The organism is Sphingobacterium multivorum, assembly GCF_039511225.1.
Lineage (GTDB): Bacteria > Bacteroidota > Bacteroidia > Sphingobacteriales > Sphingobacteriaceae > Sphingobacterium.
The window spans coordinates 3887353-3905310 of record NZ_CP154261.1; the positions used below are offsets into that span (position 1 = coordinate 3887353).

18 protein-coding genes are annotated in these 17958 nt (G+C 39.5%); 12 read left to right on the forward strand and 6 right to left on the reverse strand.

The window, feature by feature from the left end; translation table 11 throughout:
- Positions 1 to 103: 103 nt before the first annotated feature.
- Positions 104 to 439, reverse strand: coding sequence for a DUF3276 family protein (locus tag AAH582_RS16400; RefSeq protein WP_046675447.1), 336 nt, complete (start codon positions 437 to 439; stop codon positions 104 to 106).
- A gap of 266 nt (positions 440 to 705) precedes the next feature.
- Here AAH582_RS16400 and AAH582_RS16405 point away from each other — a divergent pair, with 266 nt between their 5' ends.
- The 6 genes from AAH582_RS16405 (at position 706) to AAH582_RS16430 (ending at position 6112) form a co-directional block, all read left to right on the forward strand.
- The gene (locus AAH582_RS16405) at positions 706 to 1584 is read left to right on the forward strand and encodes a LiaF transmembrane domain-containing protein (RefSeq protein WP_053003878.1); all 879 of its coding nucleotides are present in this window, start codon (positions 706 to 708) and stop codon (positions 1582 to 1584) included.
- A gap of 3 nt (positions 1585 to 1587) precedes the next feature.
- Positions 1588 to 2634 (forward strand): sensor histidine kinase, encoded by a 1047-nt coding sequence (locus AAH582_RS16410; RefSeq protein WP_046675446.1) that lies wholly within the window; start codon positions 1588 to 1590, stop codon positions 2632 to 2634.
- Positions 2627 to 3367 carry a LytR/AlgR family response regulator transcription factor gene (locus AAH582_RS16415; RefSeq protein WP_046675445.1) on the forward strand — a complete coding sequence of 247 codons (741 nt, stop codon included), beginning with the start codon at positions 2627 to 2629 and terminating at the stop codon, positions 3365 to 3367. The genes AAH582_RS16410 and AAH582_RS16415 overlap by 8 nt, the downstream gene beginning before the upstream one ends.
- A 31-nt stretch (positions 3368 to 3398) precedes the next feature.
- A complete protein-coding gene (locus AAH582_RS16420) occupies positions 3399 to 4829 on the forward strand; it encodes a serine hydrolase domain-containing protein (protein WP_343318715.1) in 1431 nt (476 codons plus the stop codon).
- Between the two features lie 153 nt (positions 4830 to 4982).
- Positions 4983 to 5957, forward strand: coding sequence for a 2-hydroxyacid dehydrogenase (locus AAH582_RS16425; RefSeq protein ID WP_343318717.1), 975 nt, complete (start codon positions 4983 to 4985; stop codon positions 5955 to 5957).
- Entirely contained in the window at positions 5954 to 6112 is a 159-nt protein-coding gene (locus tag AAH582_RS16430) for a hypothetical protein (RefSeq protein ID WP_197084121.1), read from the forward strand. Before AAH582_RS16425 ends, AAH582_RS16430 begins: the two co-directional genes overlap by 4 nt.
- On the opposite strand, the gene AAH582_RS16435 is transcribed toward AAH582_RS16430, so the two are convergent.
- The gene (locus AAH582_RS16435; RefSeq protein WP_343318719.1) at positions 6109 to 6966 is read right to left on the reverse strand and encodes a mechanosensitive ion channel family protein; all 858 of its coding nucleotides are present in this window, start codon (positions 6964 to 6966) and stop codon (positions 6109 to 6111) included. The two genes, AAH582_RS16430 and AAH582_RS16435, sit on opposite strands and share 4 nt — an antisense overlap.
- A gap of 145 nt (positions 6967 to 7111) precedes the next feature.
- Between AAH582_RS16435 and AAH582_RS16440 the strand changes: the two genes are divergently transcribed.
- From AAH582_RS16440 to AAH582_RS16465, 6 genes are all read left to right on the forward strand, one after another.
- Positions 7112 to 7978, forward strand: a complete 867-nt coding sequence (locus AAH582_RS16440) for a helix-turn-helix domain-containing protein (protein WP_343318721.1) — start codon at positions 7112 to 7114, stop codon at positions 7976 to 7978.
- 2 nt (positions 7979 to 7980) lie between these two features.
- The gene (locus tag AAH582_RS16445) at positions 7981 to 8406 is read left to right on the forward strand and encodes a DUF983 domain-containing protein (protein WP_046675442.1); all 426 of its coding nucleotides are present in this window, start codon (positions 7981 to 7983) and stop codon (positions 8404 to 8406) included.
- Between the two features lie 26 nt (positions 8407 to 8432).
- Positions 8433 to 9611 carry a cysteine desulfurase family protein gene (locus AAH582_RS16450; RefSeq protein WP_343318724.1) on the forward strand — a complete coding sequence of 393 codons (1179 nt, stop codon included), beginning with the start codon at positions 8433 to 8435 and terminating at the stop codon, positions 9609 to 9611.
- An 81-nt stretch (positions 9612 to 9692) separates the two neighbouring features.
- Positions 9693 to 10019, forward strand: a complete 327-nt coding sequence (locus AAH582_RS16455) for a HesB/IscA family protein (protein ID WP_046675441.1) — start codon at positions 9693 to 9695, stop codon at positions 10017 to 10019.
- A 253-nt stretch (positions 10020 to 10272) separates the two neighbouring features.
- Entirely contained in the window at positions 10273 to 11319 is a 1047-nt protein-coding gene (asnA, locus tag AAH582_RS16460; RefSeq protein WP_343318727.1) for an aspartate--ammonia ligase, read from the forward strand.
- Between the two features lie 235 nt (positions 11320 to 11554).
- Positions 11555 to 12808, forward strand: coding sequence for a DEAD/DEAH box helicase (locus AAH582_RS16465; protein WP_343318729.1), 1254 nt, complete (start codon positions 11555 to 11557; stop codon positions 12806 to 12808).
- Between the two features lie 475 nt (positions 12809 to 13283).
- Here AAH582_RS16465 and AAH582_RS16470 read toward each other — a convergent pair whose 3' ends face one another.
- The 4 genes from AAH582_RS16470 to AAH582_RS16485 form a co-directional block, all read right to left on the reverse strand.
- Positions 13284 to 14012: a menaquinone biosynthetic enzyme MqnA/MqnD family protein gene (locus tag AAH582_RS16470; protein ID WP_343318731.1), complete on the reverse strand. Its 729-nt coding sequence runs from the start codon at positions 14010 to 14012 to the stop codon at positions 13284 to 13286.
- A complete protein-coding gene (locus AAH582_RS16475; RefSeq protein ID WP_343318733.1) occupies positions 14005 to 14631 on the reverse strand; it encodes a histidine phosphatase family protein in 627 nt (208 codons plus the stop codon). Before AAH582_RS16475 ends, AAH582_RS16470 begins: the two co-directional genes overlap by 8 nt.
- 13 nt (positions 14632 to 14644) lie before the next feature.
- On the reverse strand, positions 14645 to 15844 hold the full coding sequence (gene mqnE, locus AAH582_RS16480; RefSeq protein ID WP_046675437.1) for an aminofutalosine synthase MqnE: 1200 nt from the start codon (positions 15842 to 15844) through the stop codon (positions 14645 to 14647).
- A 103-nt stretch (positions 15845 to 15947) separates the two neighbouring features.
- Positions 15948 to 17783 carry an ABC transporter ATP-binding protein gene (locus AAH582_RS16485; protein ID WP_046675436.1) on the reverse strand — a complete coding sequence of 612 codons (1836 nt, stop codon included), beginning with the start codon at positions 17781 to 17783 and terminating at the stop codon, positions 15948 to 15950.
- Positions 17784 to 17958: the final 175 nt, after the last annotated feature.

The following is a 17958-nucleotide window of genomic DNA, read 5'->3' on the forward strand; positions in this document are numbered from 1 at the left end:
CTCTATTTGGTCGCCAAATACCATATCGGATATAAAAACAATAAAAAAAGCCACATCAGTGGCTTTTATTTCTTTTTTTCATTCAGATTTCGCTCTACGGATACTAGAACGAAAAATCATCTTTTGACCGAACATCCGCTTCTTCAGCGTATGCATCATCAAAGTTAGGCTCATAACGTTTCTCGATTACTTCCTGATTAGACTTGATGTAATTAACTACATCTGTCAAACCCTCAGCGAACTTTTCAAAATCTTCTTTATATAAGAAAATCTTATGCTTAATAAACTGGCCATCCTCAAAGCGTTTCTTGCTTTCTGTGATAGTAATGTAGTAATCGTTCGATCGAGTTGCTTTTACATCAAAAAAATAAGTACGCTTACCTGCTCTCACCTTTTTTGAAAAAACTTCTTCACGTTCTTTGTTTTCAAAATCTCCCATTGGTTGTTATTTAAGTTTAAAGTAATCTTAATCTTTGATAAATATATAATAATTCATTTTAATACACCAAATAATATTAAAAAAAAAGACAATTACGCGTAAAAATGGCAGTTCGCTTCAATTTATAGCCAAGATAAAAAATAAACAACAAGATTTTTTACCGACGAAATCATTACATTTACCGAAAATATAAGTTGTATTACCTAAAGCAAATATGTAGAATATATTTGTGACGCTATCTTTGAGTCATAAATAGTAAAAACATTATGGAAAAAGAACCCATCATACCAAACAGCAATAATAGCCGCAATATTGTAGGAGCGATTGTGATCATCGTAGGTATATTCTTATTATTGAATAACCTCAATTTAGGAAGTTGGTTTCCGGATTGGTTATTTGGCTGGCAAACGATATTAATCATAATTGGATTGGTCATTGGCATAAATTCCCAATTTCAGAAAAAATCGGCAATTATCCTATTGATCATAGGCGGAGCGAGCCTTATTTCAAGAATGATGCGCACCGACTTTGGTTCTGTAACCGTCCCTATCATCATCATTTCGCTCGGGATTTACTTTATCATGAGCAAAAGGAAACCACCGATGGTTCCCCCAGCTTACCCTAATCCGCCGCAAGGCTCTTACGACTGGGATAAGCGAGTCAATGTACCTACCGAGGGGACCACGGACAGCCTTACTGATCAGGAATCCAGACCATTTAACGAACAATACGGTTCAAGCCAACAAGCCTCGCCTAATCAGCAGGCTTTTGGCGACAAAGAGAAAGATTCCTTTCACCAGTCATTTGAGGACAACCTCAATCTGAACAGCATCTTTGCGGGCCAAAAGAAAGTAATCTATTCCAAAAACTTCAGGGGAGGCAATTTGACCAATGTATTTGGAAGCGTAGAGCTGGATTTAACCAAAGCGGATATTCAGCAGCCAATTGTGATTGATACGTTCCAATTGTTTGGCAGCGCACGTATAATTATCCCCCCGCATTGGACAGTATTTAGCAACGTCGCCTCGGTCTTAGGCTCTGTCGATGACCGTCGGTTCCAAACGATTTATAACCCCGATACAGATAAAAAAATCTATATAACAGGCACCTGTATTTTAGGTAATTTAACCATAAAAAATGCTTAATAGATGAAAAGCAAGCTGTTCCTCAGTGTTAAAAGTCGACTAATTGGCATTATCTGCATATCCGTATTTATCGGATATCTTGCATTACAATACCTATTGATGCTTCGTTCTGGTTTTGACCAACAACTCGCATTCAAAGATTCATTTATAAACAGCATGGTGATGATGTTTTGCTGCTATGGCATGTCATCAGCACTCAATTTTTATACCCCACAACCCCGGGAGATTTGGAAAGTACTCATCATCGGTTTAATCATGGGCGCAATAAGCATCGCATTAAGCCGATTCTTGATGAGTTACTTTATTCAATCGACCTTCACCCCACTTTTGGATTTAACATTACCCTATCGCGGTATTGTTAATTTCCTTATTTTAACTTCGGTTGCTATTATCAACATTGTCTGGAACATCCAGGAAGACAATATCAACAACATCAAACGGAAGCAGGAATCTGAAAATTTACTTCGGGAAGCCGAACTGTATAATCTAAGGCAACAGTTACAGCCTCATTTCCTCTTCAATAGCCTCAACTCCATCATAGCACTTATTGGCGCCAATCCGGACGAAGCCCGAAACATGACATTCCAGCTGTCGGACTTTTTAAGAGGAACATTAAGAAAAGAAAACAATCAAATTATCACACTTGAAGAAGAACTCGATCACCTTCAACTTTATCTCGATATTGAAAAAGTACGCTTCGGTCATCGACTCCATACATCCATCTCTTCCTCAGAAGAAATTTTCAACAATAGATTGCCAGCCATGATTATTCAGCCACTGGTGGAAAATGCGATTAAACACGGATTATACAATGTAACCGATCAAGTAGAAATTAAAATAAAATGCTATTCGATTGATGGTCAACTACTGATCCAGATTACCAACCCCTTCGACACCGAAGAACAGTCAAAGCCGAAAAAAGGCACTGGATTTGGACTATCCAGCATTCAACGCAGATTATATCTCCTTTATGGAAGAAATGATCTACTGGAAACTCAAATTCAGGACAACATATTTACCAGCACCCTAAAAATACCTCAATATGATTAAAGTCGTTATTATCGATGATGAACCCCTTGCACGCTCCATTATTGCGGGTTACCTAAAAAATGAAGCCGATATATCCATCATGGCGGAATGTGGTGATGGCTTTGAAGCTGTTAAAGCTATCCATGCGCACGAACCGGATTTAATCTTTCTGGATGTACAAATGCCCAAATTGACCGGATTTGAAATGCTTGAACTTGTTGACAACCCTCCGGCGGTCATCTTTACGACCGCTTTTGACGAATATGCCTTGAAAGCTTTCGAAAAGAACGCCTTGGATTACCTATTAAAACCGGTATCACCAACACGTTTCAAAAAAGCCTTAGAAAAATTCAGAGCAAGCTACTCCGCACCCGAGAAAAAAGTTCAACCCAACTACGAAGTGCTTACAGCGCAGGACGAAACAAAAATCGACCGTATTGTTGTCAAAACAGGCACCCAGATCAAGATTATTCCGATTGATACCGTCAAATACCTGGAGTCTTATGATGACTATGTTAAGATTCATACCAAAGATGGCATGTACCTAAAAAATAAAACAATGGCATTTTTTGAAAAATCTTTGGATCCGAATCAATTTGTCCGTATACACCGATCTTTTATCATTAAAGTGGATCAGTTGGCCAAATTGGAACCTTATGAAAAGGATTCGTATATTGCTGCACTGACATCAGGAGAAAAGCTCAATATCAGTAAATCAGGCTATGCCCGATTAAAACAATTGATTGGAATTTAAACATTCCGTAGATTTGTGCCCATCAATCGTTATGAAACATTTTATTACAATAGTATTGCTGGGCATCACATCTTACTCCTTTGCCCAAACGAATCCTGAGGAACAGATCAACAGAGGAGTTTACAATAAGCTGGAATTTTTTATCAATTCCCAGATGACAGACTCCGCCTATAATATGGCCAGTGACGCCTTCAAACAACAATTTAGCCTAGCCAAATTCACGCAAGTACTACAGGAACTCTATCCCTTAGGAAGAGTAAAAAGCTCAACCATAAAAAAGTTTGAAAAAGGGCTTGCAACCTATCAGATGGACTTCGACAGCCAATCGTATGAAATTCTTTTTGCAACGGACACAACCTTAAAATTCAATACATTAAAATTCACTCCTCTGGCAATCAAGCCTCAAGTGGAAAAAACTATTGTGGTACCTGCAACACAGAAATCAGTCGATAATGACGACCTTTTTGTCGATTCCGTTGCAAATGCTTATTTGAAACAACAAAATACGCAATCACTTGCAATTGGCATTCTAAAGAATGGACAAACAAAAACCTATTTCTATGGTGAGACTGCCAAAGGCAACCAAACAGCGCCTACAAAAACGTCTACCTATGAAATTGGCTCGTTAAGTAAAGTTTTTACCGCTATACTTTTGTCAAATCTTGTCGAGGAAGGAACGATAACCTTAGATCAGCCTATTGCGCTATTTCTTCCTGATACACTCAAGAAAAATGAAGAACTTTCAAAAATAACGTTTCAGATGTTGGCCAATCATACCTCTGGCTTACCAAGACTTCCTGACAATCTCGACAAAGTCAAAGGATTTAACGAAAACGATCCTTACAAAACATACGATAAAAAAGCACTTTATAGCTACCTCGCAAGCTTTAAAAATACGAAAAAACCAGGTGAAGAGTACGAGTACAGCAACCTTGGTTACGCCGTATTAGGAGATATTATATGCAGTATCTATAAAAAAAGTTATGATCAGCTCGTAAAAGACATCATCTGTAAGCCGCTTGAAATGAATAATACCTTTCAGGTATTGGATCCTAAGAGGAAAGATACCTTTAAAGTATATAACAAAGATGGTCAAGAAGTAATTCCCTGGTCGTTTGACGCTTTTGGTCCCGCTGGCGGATTAAAATCGACTCTTGAGGATCTACTTAAATTTGCGAATGCGCAATTCAAGATGCCGCAGACCCCATTGGAAAACGCCATGGCAAACACCAGATTGTTTACTTTTTTTCTACCTCCAGACACCGACCTGGGACTCGCATGGCATATGAACCTGATTGACGACCTAACGGTCTATTGGCACAATGGCGGAACTGCCGGAAGCAGCTCCTACCTAGCCTTATCGCCTGATAAAAAAAGTGGCGTTATCATCTTGTCCAATTCTGCCATCTCTGCCGATGACAAGGGTAAAGCTATTTTAGATTACATACTCCGTAAAAAATAAAGTTCAAAAAATAGAGAATAATGCGCCATATTGAAACAACAATATGGCTTTTTTTGTTGTTATAGCGATGAGTGATCATTAATTTTGACTAGAAGAAAACACAAATTGGTTTACCAAAATCAATCACAAGAAAGCTAAAGAACAGCTATTTACATGAAGATATTTATCACTAAAAAAATACCACAAAAAGGTATAGATTTATTAAAATCTGCCGGTCACGATCTAACGATACACGATTCAGCCGATCCCCTATCCGAAAGGCAGCTTATCGAAGCGAGCCAACAGGCTGATTACGTGCTCAATGGCGGAATGCAGAAGTTTGATGCAAATTTTTTCCAAAACTGCCCAAACCTTAAAGCCTTATCCCTCATGAGCGTAGGCTATGACAATGTAGATATCTCAGCTGCCACACTGCATGGAATACCTGTAAGCAATACGCCTGGCATACTTTCGGGAGCAACAGCTGATGTCGCCTTTCTTTTAATGCTGTCGGTATCACGGAAGGCATTTTTCAACCACAAGAGAATTTTGCAGGGCGAATGGAAAGGTTTTGATCCAACAGCAAACCTAGGCATCGAGCTCAACAACAAAACACTGGGTATTTATGGACTGGGGCGAATTGGCTTTGAATTCGCGAAAAAAGCCAAAGCAGCGTATAACATGGATATTATCTATTACAATCGGAGCCGTAATGACGAAGCAGAACAAATTCTTGGCGCACGATATGTGAATTTCGACGATCTACTTACGCGGAGCGACGTCCTTTCAATCCATGCGGCTTTGACAGCGGAGACTAAAAACCAGTTTGACAAAATGACATTTGCGCGCATGAAAAACTCCGCTATATTGATTAATACCGCTAGAGGCGGATTGGTCAATGAAATAGATCTAACAGAAGCCCTAGAGACTGGCCAACTATGGGGTGCCGGACTTGATGTGACAAATCCTGAACCGATGGATCCGAAAAATCCACTGTTAAATATGGAAAATGTCTGTGTACTACCACACATCGGGTCTGCTACAGAAGAAACGCGGGATAATATGGCATTGATGGCCGCCAGTAACTTACTGGCAGCAATTAAAGGCGAAAAAATGCCCCAGATTATCAATAAAGAGGTATATCAATGAAACGAAGATTTTTTCAGATTTTAAACAGCTTAAATAAAGCCATCTTACCAAAATATGGTAAGATGGATCCATTGAAATTAAAAAAGTACCAGCAGGCTATCATTGCCTACCGGTACTTTGTCCTTATACACGCCTTGGGAACAGATCAGGACTAAGCTTTTGCAGTCCCTAGGTCACTTGAATTCGAAACAATGCTAATCTGTGTCGGATTGGAAGATAAACTAATATCGTTCCTTTCCAGCTCCAACATAATCTTTTCCTGCATTGAGTTTCGAGCAGCGACATAATGCTCTCTTTTCGTCCACGCACGAACGGTTAAAACCATGGCACTGTCTCCCAATTCTTTGATAAAAACAGTTGGCTCAGGAGTCGTTAATACGTTTTCATTGGAACGAAGTACCCTTAAGATAATGTCTTTCGCTTCTTTCACATTTTTATCATAAGAGATACTGATGGTATATTCAAACATGCGTTGCACAATTTTCGTATAGTTTTTAATAACCGAATTGGCCAAAGGGCCATTTGGGCTAAAAACACGTACACCATCATCGCTTATTAAAGTAGAATACAAGATATCAATCCGTTCTACAGTACCTGCGGTACCATTTGCACTCGATATGGAATCGCCTACTTCAAATGGTCTAAACATCAAAATCAGCACGCCGCCAGCAAAATTACTCAAACTTCCCTGCAGCGCCATACCAACGGCCAACCCGAAGGCGGATAAAGCGGCAATAAAAGAAGTTGTCTGTATTCCAATCTGACTTGCGACGGTAAGGAGCAACATCACCCACATGACGATCTTTACAATACTGGAGATAAATGCCCGAATAGAGGGATCTACATTCTTCTTTTCGAAACGTTTATGTAATAAGCGATCTACAAAATTGATCACATATTTCCCAAGAATCAATAGGATAATTCCCCCTATAATCCCCGGAATAGACTCAATGACAATATCGGTCAAACGACCAAATCTACTCCCCAAACTATTTAAATTACTTTCCATGTTATAAAATATATTTTAAACCTCTAGGCACAAGGATTGTTCCAACATATCGCATACCGTATCAAAATATAAAAATCATTGAAAAACACCATAAAAGACCAAATAAACACCACTATTAAAAGGATATTTAGCGTAATTTTGCTATATGAATAGAAAAAATACCATTCCGATTATTGATAGTTGTAGCATTGATCTCAATAACAAAACAACGATTCATATTGATGATCTAAAAGAATATATCATCAAGCATCAGGATATGGTGTTTCCTCACAAACATAATTTTTTCCATTTCGTGCTATTCACCAAGGGCTCAGGAGAACACATTATCGATTTCAATCATTACAACATTGAACCTTATCAAATCTATTTTATGGTACCAGGTCAGGTTCATACCTGGAACTTTACAGGTGACGAAGAAGGCTATGTTGTCAATTTTTCCATTGACTACTTTCAGTCTTTTCTCTTAAGAACCGATTACCTGGAACGCTTCAGCTTCTTACAGGGTAAAATTGAGCAGCTGATTTTTGTTATTGGCGAACAATTTCGAAAGCAGGCTATTCACATTCTTGAACAAATTGCTTCCGCAAAAGCGGCAGGTCAATCGGAAGACTATATCCGTACACTTCTGCTCCAATTTATATTGTATATCTCAATTTCTACAGAAAAGGATCATCAAGAGCACAGTACGCCATATAATCACAAAATATTCAATAGTTTTCAGCAATTGGTTGAACAGCAATTCAGGTCTACCAAATTGCCCAGTGTATACGCAGATCAGTTATTTATTACGCCCAATCACCTGAATGCAATCTGCAAATCATACATCGGCCAATCAGCAGGTGAAATTATACGAAACCGGATTGTACTCGAAGCGAAGCGACTATTAGTCAATCGAAACTTAAATATCAGCGAGATTGCAGATGAACTGCAATTCAATGACAACTCATACTTTACTAAATTTTTCAAAAAATCCGCTGGGCTCACACCGGAAGAGTTCAGAAAACAACTATAACTATGGAAGAAGTTAAATACGAATTATCTGAATTTAAAGCTGCATGGCAAGCGAAATGTCCAAGATGCCGGATCGGCCATGTGTACCAAGGTCCTGCATATGGTCTTAAAGTACAAAAAATGAATAGCCATTGCGAATACTGTGGACTTCGTTATGAGCGTGAGCCAGGTTATTTTTATGGTGCCATGTATGTGACCTATGCGTTCTCCATTGCAGAAATGGTGACAGCTTGTATGGCGACCTATATCCTGACAGGCAATGACTCTTCTTTTATACTCTATGCAACCGTTGCTATCATGAGCGTTGTTTTAATGTCGCCATTCAACTACCGCTATTCCCGTATCATATTGATGTATTGGTTAACTCCAGGCTTAAGATATGATCCGAATGTCAAAAAAAAGGAAGTTGACGTGAAGGCTTCAGCATAACCTTCATTATCCTTATCTTTATCCTGATGAAGGATATGATTTATTTGGACAACAACGCGACAACGCGAATTTTGGATGAGGTATGGAATACCATGACGCCCTACTTCATCCAAAACTATGCGAATGCATCGAGTGTCTATCACCAAATGGGGCGTGAAGCCAATGCCGCCGTCCAACTGGCTAGAGCGCAAATAGCTGAAGTGCTGAATTGTTCACCAAAAGAACTATTTTTCAATTCAGGTGCAACAGAAAGTATTAATACCGTAATCTGTGGCATATTTGACAAATATCAATCCAAGGGAAATCATATTATCACCGTTTCAACAGAACACAAAGCTGTATTAAGCTGCTGTGAACAACTGACGAAAAAAGGAGCGCAGATCACCTATCTCCCCGTCGATGCACAAGGCATGATTCGTATAGACGATTTAAAAAATGCGATGAGCTCCCAGACCATACTCGTTTGCATCATGGCGGCAAATAACGAGACAGGAGTATGCACATCGCTAACTCAAATCGCCACTATTTGTAAGGAGAAAGACATCTTATTTTTCTGTGACGCTACGCAGGCTATTGGAAAAATCAACATTGATCTACAAAAAGTCCCGATTGACCTTTTATGCCTGAGCGCGCATAAACTTCATGGCCCGAAGGGAATCGGTGCCTTATATATCCGTCGAAAATCGAAGCCGATACAGATTACTCCGCTGATTGTAGGCGGTGGTCAGGAAAGCGGATTTAGAGGCGGTACGTACAACGTTCCAGCTATCGTCGGCTTTGGAAAAGCCCTGTCTCTGCTTAAACCAACATCTTATCATACGGTCGAACGAAACCGCGATCTATTGGAAGAACTTTTAGGTGGTATTCCTGAAATCATCATTCATGGAAAAAATGTACCCCGCCTACCAAACACCAGTTACATTAGTTTTAAACATATCCTAGCCAGCGAAATAATGACTGCCTGCCCTGCTTTGGCCCTCTCCTCGGGCTCAGCCTGTGTAACCGGATCCAGAGAACCTTCCCATGTTTTAATGGCTATGGGTATTTCTAAAGAAGACGCATTATCGGCCATTCGCTTTAGCTTAAGCGTGTTGACGACGCAAGAAGATATTATACACTGTGCCCAATTGATCACAGAAGCGGTTGGCAAAATCCGCGATCAATCCCCCGTCTGGCAACTTTTCAAAGCTGGCCTGATCGATTAATTTATGACATTCTAAAAACTTTAGAACAGGCGAAATATAACAAGATTGTATGTATCTTTGTGCTATACAAAGGATATTACTATGATTACAGTTACTGACAAAGCAAAAACTCGTATCGAGGAAATCATGAAGGATGAGCAATATGATAGCAATTACTTTGTGCGTGTTGCTGTGGAAAGTGGCGGTTGTTCGGGCTTGAGTTATAAGCTGAACTTCGATAACGAAGAAAAAAAAGGTGATCAATTTTTCGAAGATAAAGGCGTGAAGGTCTGTTTGGATATAAAATCGTTTTTATACCTAGCAGGTACAGAACTGGATTATTCCGATGGTTTGAACGGAAAAGGGTTTGAATTCCACAACCCGAATGCCAGCCGGACCTGTGCATGCGGCGAGAGCTTCTCCGTTTAATTAATCACGTCGATCCACCATAAACAAAAGAGCCCTGAAATATTTCAGGGCTCTTTTGGTAAGTAACCAAACACTTTTGGTTGCACCAACAAATTATTAGTTTTATAATTAAATATTGACCTACCTTCATTTTGTTAGAATTTTTTTATTTTTTCAACTTTTTAATGGATAAATATTAAAAATAACAACCAAACAGATTAACCAATGATATTTTCATACTTTTGTATGAAATAACTGAATAAAAAATAAAACGATGCGTACCAACCCACGCATGGTATTTCATTTGACTCATATGGAGGGAAGAAAACTTTTAAATACCGAAGTTGCTATCAGCTTCGTGAAAGATACATTTGTCCAACAACTAAAAAAAGCATTAAATTTAATTCCGATCTCGTCACCATTGGTGGTTTTAGATGGCACAGGATTAAATGATGACTTAAATGGAATTGAGCGTCCGGTATCATTTCCGATTAAATCATTGAATGAAAAAAGAGCGGTCGTGGTACATTCATTGGCAAAATGGAAAAGAGTCCGTTTAAAAGAGCTTGAAATGTTACCCGGGGAAGGCATTGTGACCGACATGAAAGCACTGCGGCCTGATGAAGATTACACCCCTATCCATTCGATCTATGTAGACCAATGGGATTGGGAAAAAGTAATCAATAAAGATCAACGTAATTTGGCCTTACTGAAAGAAACCGTACTAAAAATTTACGATGCCTTATGCTATACAGAACAACAGGTTGAAAGCAAGTATCCACAGATAAAAGCTATTCTTCCAGAAAATATTACATTCATTTCGGCTGAAGAATTACTGCAAAAATATCCTAATCTAACTGCAAAAGAACGTGAAAATACGATCACAAAAGAATATGGTGCGGTGTTTTTATATGGTATCGGAGGGGCACTCAGCAATGGTGTTGCACACGACGGACGCGCAGCGGACTACGACGACTGGAGTACTGCAAATGAAGCTGGACACAAAGGATTGAACGGAGACATTCTGGTATGGAATCCCATCTTAAATTCAGCTTTTGAGCTTTCTTCCATGGGAATCCGCGTCGATAAAACCGCTTTGGCACATCAGATGGAAATCAGAAATTGCACTGAAAAATCCAAACTGACATTCCATAGCATGCTTCTCAATGATCAATTGCCGGAATCTATGGGCGGTGGAATCGGACAATCGCGTGTCTGTATGTTTATGCTCAAGAAACAACATATCGGAGAAGTCCAAGTCAGTATCTGGGAAGAGGACAAAAAAGAAACACTAAGACAAGAAGGTATTGATATATTATAAAACAATACTTATTGAGAATTAATAACGCGACAACTATACCGAGTTTTTCAGTATACCGATACAAATCAGCGCAAGGTAATCATCTTTTATAGACCGATTACCTTGTTTCTTTTTCATACAATGCCTTAAAAATTTTCATTCCTTTTGTTCCGTTCAAACTAGCGGTATTTTGTATTTTTGCTAAATGCAGCTAGAAGCTATTTTAAATAAATTAGGTATTTCATCCTTAAATGAAATGCAAGAAAAAGTAGTGGAATCGTACCAAAAAGATCATGATTTAATCTTACTTTCACCCACAGGATCTGGCAAAACCTTGGCCTTTTCATTGCTGATTTTAGAGCAACTGAAGGAAATCGTTCGGGAGGTTCAAGTACTGATCTTAGTTCCGACCCGCGAACTGGCCTTACAGATAGAGCAAGTACTGCGCAAGGTAGCCACAGGTCACAAAGTCACCTGTGCCTATGGCGGTCATAGTACCCGCATCGAAAAAAATGAATTCAAGGATGCTCCCGGAATTATTATAGGAACTCCAGGACGCATAAAACAACATATCGAAGAAGGAAATTTTGATCCTTCCGGTATTCATACCCTCGTGCTAGACGAATTTGACAAATCGTTGGAACTGGGATTTCAGCATCAAATGGATTTCATTATTCGGCATATACCGTCCATCAGATCACGTATACTGACTTCTGCAACGATGATGGAGGTAATTCCGCCATTTACACAGATACAGGAGCCTATTCTTATTGATTTTTTGAATAATTCACAGAATATACCCCACATTACAATCAAAAAAGTAGTTGTCCCAGTTCAAAAGAAATTGGAGGCATTACTAAAACTCATCTGCAAGATCGGAACGAAAAAAATGATTATCTTCTGTAATCATCGCGATGCAGTAGATCACATCAGCGAACTGCTGGACAATCGCAATATTATTCACGACACGTTTCATGGCGGACTCGAACAACAAGATCGTGAGCTGGCGCTTCTCAAATTCCGCAATCATTCCAACAATGTTTTGATCACGACCGACTTGGCGGCAAGAGGACTGGATATCCCTGAAGTTGATGCCATTATTCATTACCAGCTACCACATAAAGAAGATGGCTTTATTCATCGCAATGGACGTACTGCGCGTATGCAGGCAAAGGGTGATGTCTATGTCATCCTAAAGCCTGAAGAAGCCTATCCCTATATATCGACGGAAATACCTGAAGAGGAATTTCCCGAGTACTATGATCTTCCGGAGAATTCACCTTTCGCCACACTTTATGTTAGTGCTGGACGAAAAGATAAAGTCAATAAAATTGACATTGTAGGTTTTCTCCTGCATTTGGAAGGTGTTGAAAAAGACGACATCGGTATAATAGAAGTGAAAGATAAGGTCGCCTATGTCGCCGTTAAAAGAAAGCTTGCTTCTGTTATTATCAACAAGGCAAATGGGCAAAAAATCAAAGGACGTAAAGTAAAAATTGGACGTACCTAATTCTTCGCGCGCGAAGGTCAGTCGATAATCCAACTGTGATTCCAATCCATAAGGAGACCTGCATTGTCGTTAAAATAAGTCGATATAAAAACCCACTCAATGAGTGTTTTTTATAGGAACCTGGTTAACTCTTGGTTAATACCATGTTTAATTCTAACAGGGGTATTACAGGGGGTTAGCAGGGGTATAACAGGGGGTTAACAGGGGTGTACCCCTATTAACCCCTTGTTAGTACCCTGTAAAAAGGGTACTGTCACCCTTTTAATTCCAGACATGGCGTAATCGGAGTTATACGCCTTACCAAAGTCGTTAAAAACAAAAGCAAGAAATAAAGGGAATTTATCAGGGGGTAGTGCACCCGGAGAATCAATCGCCAGATAAGCCTTCACAACGCCGTGTAAGGCTTACCTGGCGATTCTGATTTAAAATTTTTCAGGGTATGTCATCGTTCCTGTTCAGGCCAAGCGCCCCCAGGTTAATCCAATTCTTTTAAATACCGGAGATACAATTGCACAGCTTCGCGCTTCTTGGCTGTCAAATGAAAATTAAGATGCTCCGTCAGATATTTTGTATAATCAAAGCCCTCAAATTCTGGGAGACCAGCTATCACATCGGTTGCATGTTCAACACCATACGCTAAAGCGTCATTAAATTGCTCCACAAAAGAGTCGGGAAGTTTTTTGTTACTCACCCATAAGGCAAAAGCGAAAGGTAACCCGGTAAAGTTAAACCACTCTTTCCCTAAATCATAAACATAAGGTACTGCATTCTTCTTACCGAAAGTACGATCCCCAATTAAAACATAGGCATCTGGTTCTATAGATTCATCAGTGACCAATTCCACATCCTTTTTCCAATAATTTTTTATCAATACACGTGCTAAACCATTTGAAGTGCGCGATTGCTTATCTAAACGTAAAGTTTTTATCTCTTCAATAGGTTTATTGGCAAAAATAAATACAGAATCGACAGCACCTTCTGTACCGATACAAAAATCAGTGTTAATATAATACTCAGGTAGACTTAACAAGGCAGCGGTCGGTATGATCCCGATATCAGCTTGATCATCGATTACTTTCTGTGCACAGGCACTTGGATAATCGACGCTCAAATCGATTTGTTCCATCACTTTTGATTTACGTATTCCATTCAAAAACGGATAAGTATTGGTATACGATACGGCAGAAACTCTAATTTTATTCATTTATCAATGCTTCTAAGTGTGCAGTATTGTAATGGTCTACAATCTCAAATTGGCCATTATCATACAGCAATTTATATAAAGCAGTATTTGTATGCGGGAAATCATCCATATAACGGGCATCGACGCCAGTCATTAGACAAAGCATTATCCGTAGAGCACGCCCGTGCATACAGACTAATATGTTTTTTTCATCTGTCTGAGCGAGCATATGATCCAAGGCGACTTGTTGACGAGCCATTAATTCATGGGGAGACTCTCCGTTTTCAATACTGACATCCAATTCTCCATTACGCCATGCTGCAACCAATTGTTCAAAACCAGCAAGCAACTCCGGTGTTTGTTCTTTCCCTTCATAAATTCCCCAGCTTATTTCATCCAAACCAACGAGCTGTTCCCAAGGCAAATTCAAATCAAGGAAGCCCTGTACAGTTTGATGAGTACGCAATAAAGTGGAGGTATATATCTTATCAAAAGGCACCGTACTATAGTGATCAAAGAAAGCCTGAGCTTGAGCTATGCCCGTCTTATTGAGTGGGGAATTAACACCACGCCCCTGCACAATACCTCTTAAATTTAGATCAGTCTGTCCGTGTCGTATAAAATAAAATGTCTTTTTCAATGTGCGATATGAGTTATGAATTGACAACAGGTAATGCGTAATAGCTTTTCTTTTGATCAACTTGATCAAAAACAACATCATTATAATCGGTTACCACATTGTAGAGGGTATCTCTTTCAATCGGATGGCGTCCAACATTTTTTATCAGCTCGACAACCTCTTGTGTGGTCATCCCTGGTTTTTGCTCTTCTGCTCCTGCCATGCTGTATATTTTTGTCGTATCATCCAGTGTTCCGTCTATATCATCGACCCCAAAAGCCAAGGACAACTGGGCCGTATCCCTCGATATCATTGCCCAATAAGCTTTAATATGATCAAAATTATCCATGTAAATTCGAGCAATCGCGTAATTCCTGAGGTCTTCAATAACGGATACCTCCGGAATATGGGACATTTGATTCTCCTTGTTTCTAAATTTTAATGGAATAAAGGTCTGAAAACCACCAGTCTTATCCTGCAGCTGTCTTAAGCGCTCCATGTGATCCACACGATGCCAAAACTGCTCTATATGGCCGTATAGCATGGTTGCATTGGTATGCATGCCCAGCTTATGCGCCTGCTCATGAATATCCAGCCATTGTTCGGCTGTGCATTTATCATGTGCAATCTGCTCTCTGACTTCCGGATGAAAGATTTCCGCACCACCGCCCGGCATAGAATCTAATCCGCAGGATTGCAGATACTTCAATCCGTCGTAATGGCTCAATTTTGCTTTCTTGAAAATATAGTAATACTCTACAGGTGTAAGTCCCTTGATATGCAACTCGGGGCGATGTGCCTTACATTTGCGAAAAAAATCGGCGTAAAATTCGAGGTTCTGCTTAGGAACAACCCCTCCGGTAATATGAACTTCAGTAACAGCCTCCTTGTCGTACTTTTTCACAATATCCATCATGCCGTCGACTTCCATCTCCCAACCTTCAGCCCGTTCTTTTATTAAGCGGGAATACGAACAAAACTTACAGTCATAGACACAGACATTAGTCGGCTCGATGTGAAAATTACGATTGAAAAAAGTATGATCACCATGGCGTTTCTCGCGAATATAGTTAGCAAGCACACCAAGGTAGCCTAACTCACCTTTCTCATACAAAAGTACGCCTTCCTCAAAAGTGATACGTTCCTCTCGCAAAACTTTCTCCGCTATATCTCTCCATTCGACAGCTAAATTCTTATCGTTAATCAAGAAATTCAATTTATCTATTGCGTTCATTAAATGTATCTCCTATCTTAAATCAAATGTACCGAAAAGGCAACAAAAGTTATAATAAAAAATGTGACAACAACTAATTTGACATAGCTCTTAGAAAAGGAGCCTAATCTGTAAACTGTTGCATTTCGATTAATTTACGGTATAATCCTTCTTGCTGTATCAGCTCACTATGGCTACCTGCTTCTACAATCTTTCCGGCTTCAATAACCACAATTTTATCCGCATTCTGAATGGTACTTAAACGATGGGCAATAACAACCGTTGTTCTATTGTCCATTAATTTATATAAGGAGTCCTGCACCAATTTTTCAGATTCGGTATCTAAAGCAGAAGTCGCCTCATCAAGAAGCATGATCGGTGGATTCTTCAAGACAGCCCGTGCAATACAGATCCGCTGACGTTGGCCACCAGATAATTTACCGCCCCGATCACCTATGTTGGTCTGATAACCCTGTTCTGTTTTCAAAATAAATTCATGCGCATTGGCAATCCGTGCAGCGGCTTCTACTTCCTCTTGACTGGCCGAAAGATTAGCAAATGCAATATTATTGAAGATCGTATCATTAAACAAAATGGACTCTTGATTGACGACACCGATCATGTCCCGTAAAGAATCCTGGTCTAAATCCCGTAAATCAATACCGTCAAACAAAATTTGCCCCCCAGTGACGTCCATAAAACGCGGAATTAAATCAACCAGCGTTGATTTTCCTCCTCCCGAAGGCCCGACCAGTGCAACGACTTTTCCCTTTTCGATGGTTAAATCGATGTTCTGGAGAATCTCTTTATCTTTGGTATACGAAAAATTCACCTGATTAAAGACAATATTCTTCTCAAAGCTTTTCACAAGCTTCGCTTCGGCCTTATCTTTCACTTCCGTCCGTTCATCGATAAGTTCCAATACACGCTCACCCGCAGCGAGACCGTTATGAATACCGCTAAAAGAATCTGTTAACGCCTTTGCCGGACGCATCACCTGCGAAAAAATAGCGATATAAGCAATAAATGCGGGAGCAGTTAAACTCTTGTCACCCGAAAGCACCAAATGGCCTCCATACAAAAGAATAATAGCCACCATAATTACCCCTAGCAATTCGGACACAGGTGAACTTAACTGTTGTCTTTTAGCCATAGCACGACCGATATTGGCGTAACGTTCGTTTTCATTATGAAACCTGTTCTTAATAAATGAAACGGCATTGAAAGCTTTGATAATTTTAATTCCAGACAATGCTTCGTCCAAATAAGAAATCATATTTCCATACGACTCCTGTGCCGCATGCGCTTGGCTTTTAAGATTCTTAACGATTCTAGAAATAAAAAATGCAGAGACTGGAATAACCAATAGGGAAAAGAATGTCAATTGTGCGGAGATATTAAAAAGCATCACGATATAAGCGATCAATTGCAAGGGCTCTTTAAAAACCACCTGTAAAGTCCCCGTCACAGAATACTGCACGACTTGTACATCAGACGCAACTTTAGAAACAATATCTCCTTTTCGCTGTCCTGTAAAATAACCGACATGTAAATCCATTACGCTATCAAATACCGCTCTACGCAATTTGAGCAAAGTATGAATACGGAAGTTCTCCATAATTCGTTGACAGAAATAGCGAAACAGATTACTGATAAATACGGAGATCACAATTGCAATACAGACCCTTTGCAATGCGCCATAGGCACCAAACTGCTCATTTGCCATCGATGCATAGTAATTGAACCAAGCTAAAATATCTGTGTACGCTTCAGGTTTCACGACTTCAGAAGCTGCTTCACAAGCCTCTTTTCCGGTTTTAAAAAGTGTATGGAGTAAAGGAGCAAGTAATGCCAAATTCAACGTGCTAAAAATAACCGTGATCAGCGTGCAAATTACATAGGGGATTGCAAATTTCTCAATGGGTTTAGCAAACGATAAGAGCCTAAAATATGTTTTCATTTATGTTGAACTAAGACAAATTACTTTTACATCAAAAGTAATTCGTCGGTCTCTCCTCTACCTTTCAGATTTTTGACGAGGAAATTGAACAAAAATAATAAATTAATCAAGAAAAGCACATATCCTGGCAAGGGAGTATAAAATTGTTGCATCGCAAGAATAAAGCATTCAGCTT

What these genes read in the sequence shown, in the direction of transcription:
- AAH582_RS16450 (WP_343318724.1), top strand. Translation starts at nt 8,433, where the DNA reads ATGAAGGATATGATTTATTTGGACAACAACGCGACAACGCGAATTTTG.
- mqnE (WP_046675437.1), bottom strand. Translation starts at nt 15,844, where the DNA reads ATGAACGCAATAGATAAATTGAATTTCTTGATTAACGATAAGAATTTA.
- AAH582_RS16440 (WP_343318721.1), top strand. Translation starts at nt 7,112, where the DNA reads ATGAATAGAAAAAATACCATTCCGATTATTGATAGTTGTAGCATTGAT.
- AAH582_RS16400 (WP_046675447.1), bottom strand. Translation starts at nt 439, where the DNA reads ATGGGAGATTTTGAAAACAAAGAACGTGAAGAAGTTTTTTCAAAAAAG.
- AAH582_RS16455 (WP_046675441.1), top strand. Translation starts at nt 9,693, where the DNA reads ATGATTACAGTTACTGACAAAGCAAAAACTCGTATCGAGGAAATCATG.
- AAH582_RS16410 (WP_046675446.1), top strand. Translation starts at nt 1,588, where the DNA reads ATGAAAAGCAAGCTGTTCCTCAGTGTTAAAAGTCGACTAATTGGCATT.
- AAH582_RS16425 (WP_343318717.1), top strand. Translation starts at nt 4,983, where the DNA reads ATGAAGATATTTATCACTAAAAAAATACCACAAAAAGGTATAGATTTA.
- AAH582_RS16470 (WP_343318731.1), bottom strand. Translation starts at nt 14,012, where the DNA reads ATGAATAAAATTAGAGTTTCTGCCGTATCGTATACCAATACTTATCCG.
- AAH582_RS16430 (WP_197084121.1), top strand. Translation starts at nt 5,954, where the DNA reads ATGAAACGAAGATTTTTTCAGATTTTAAACAGCTTAAATAAAGCCATC.
- AAH582_RS16415 (WP_046675445.1), top strand. Translation starts at nt 2,627, where the DNA reads ATGATTAAAGTCGTTATTATCGATGATGAACCCCTTGCACGCTCCATT.
- asnA (WP_343318727.1), top strand. Translation starts at nt 10,273, where the DNA reads ATGCGTACCAACCCACGCATGGTATTTCATTTGACTCATATGGAGGGA.
- AAH582_RS16485 (WP_046675436.1), bottom strand. Translation starts at nt 17,783, where the DNA reads ATGAAAACATATTTTAGGCTCTTATCGTTTGCTAAACCCATTGAGAAA.
- AAH582_RS16445 (WP_046675442.1), top strand. Translation starts at nt 7,981, where the DNA reads ATGGAAGAAGTTAAATACGAATTATCTGAATTTAAAGCTGCATGGCAA.
- AAH582_RS16405 (WP_053003878.1), top strand. Translation starts at nt 706, where the DNA reads ATGGAAAAAGAACCCATCATACCAAACAGCAATAATAGCCGCAATATT.
- AAH582_RS16435 (WP_343318719.1), bottom strand. Translation starts at nt 6,966, where the DNA reads ATGGAAAGTAATTTAAATAGTTTGGGGAGTAGATTTGGTCGTTTGACC.
- AAH582_RS16465 (WP_343318729.1), top strand. Translation starts at nt 11,555, where the DNA reads ATGCAAGAAAAAGTAGTGGAATCGTACCAAAAAGATCATGATTTAATC.
- AAH582_RS16420 (WP_343318715.1), top strand. Translation starts at nt 3,399, where the DNA reads ATGAAACATTTTATTACAATAGTATTGCTGGGCATCACATCTTACTCC.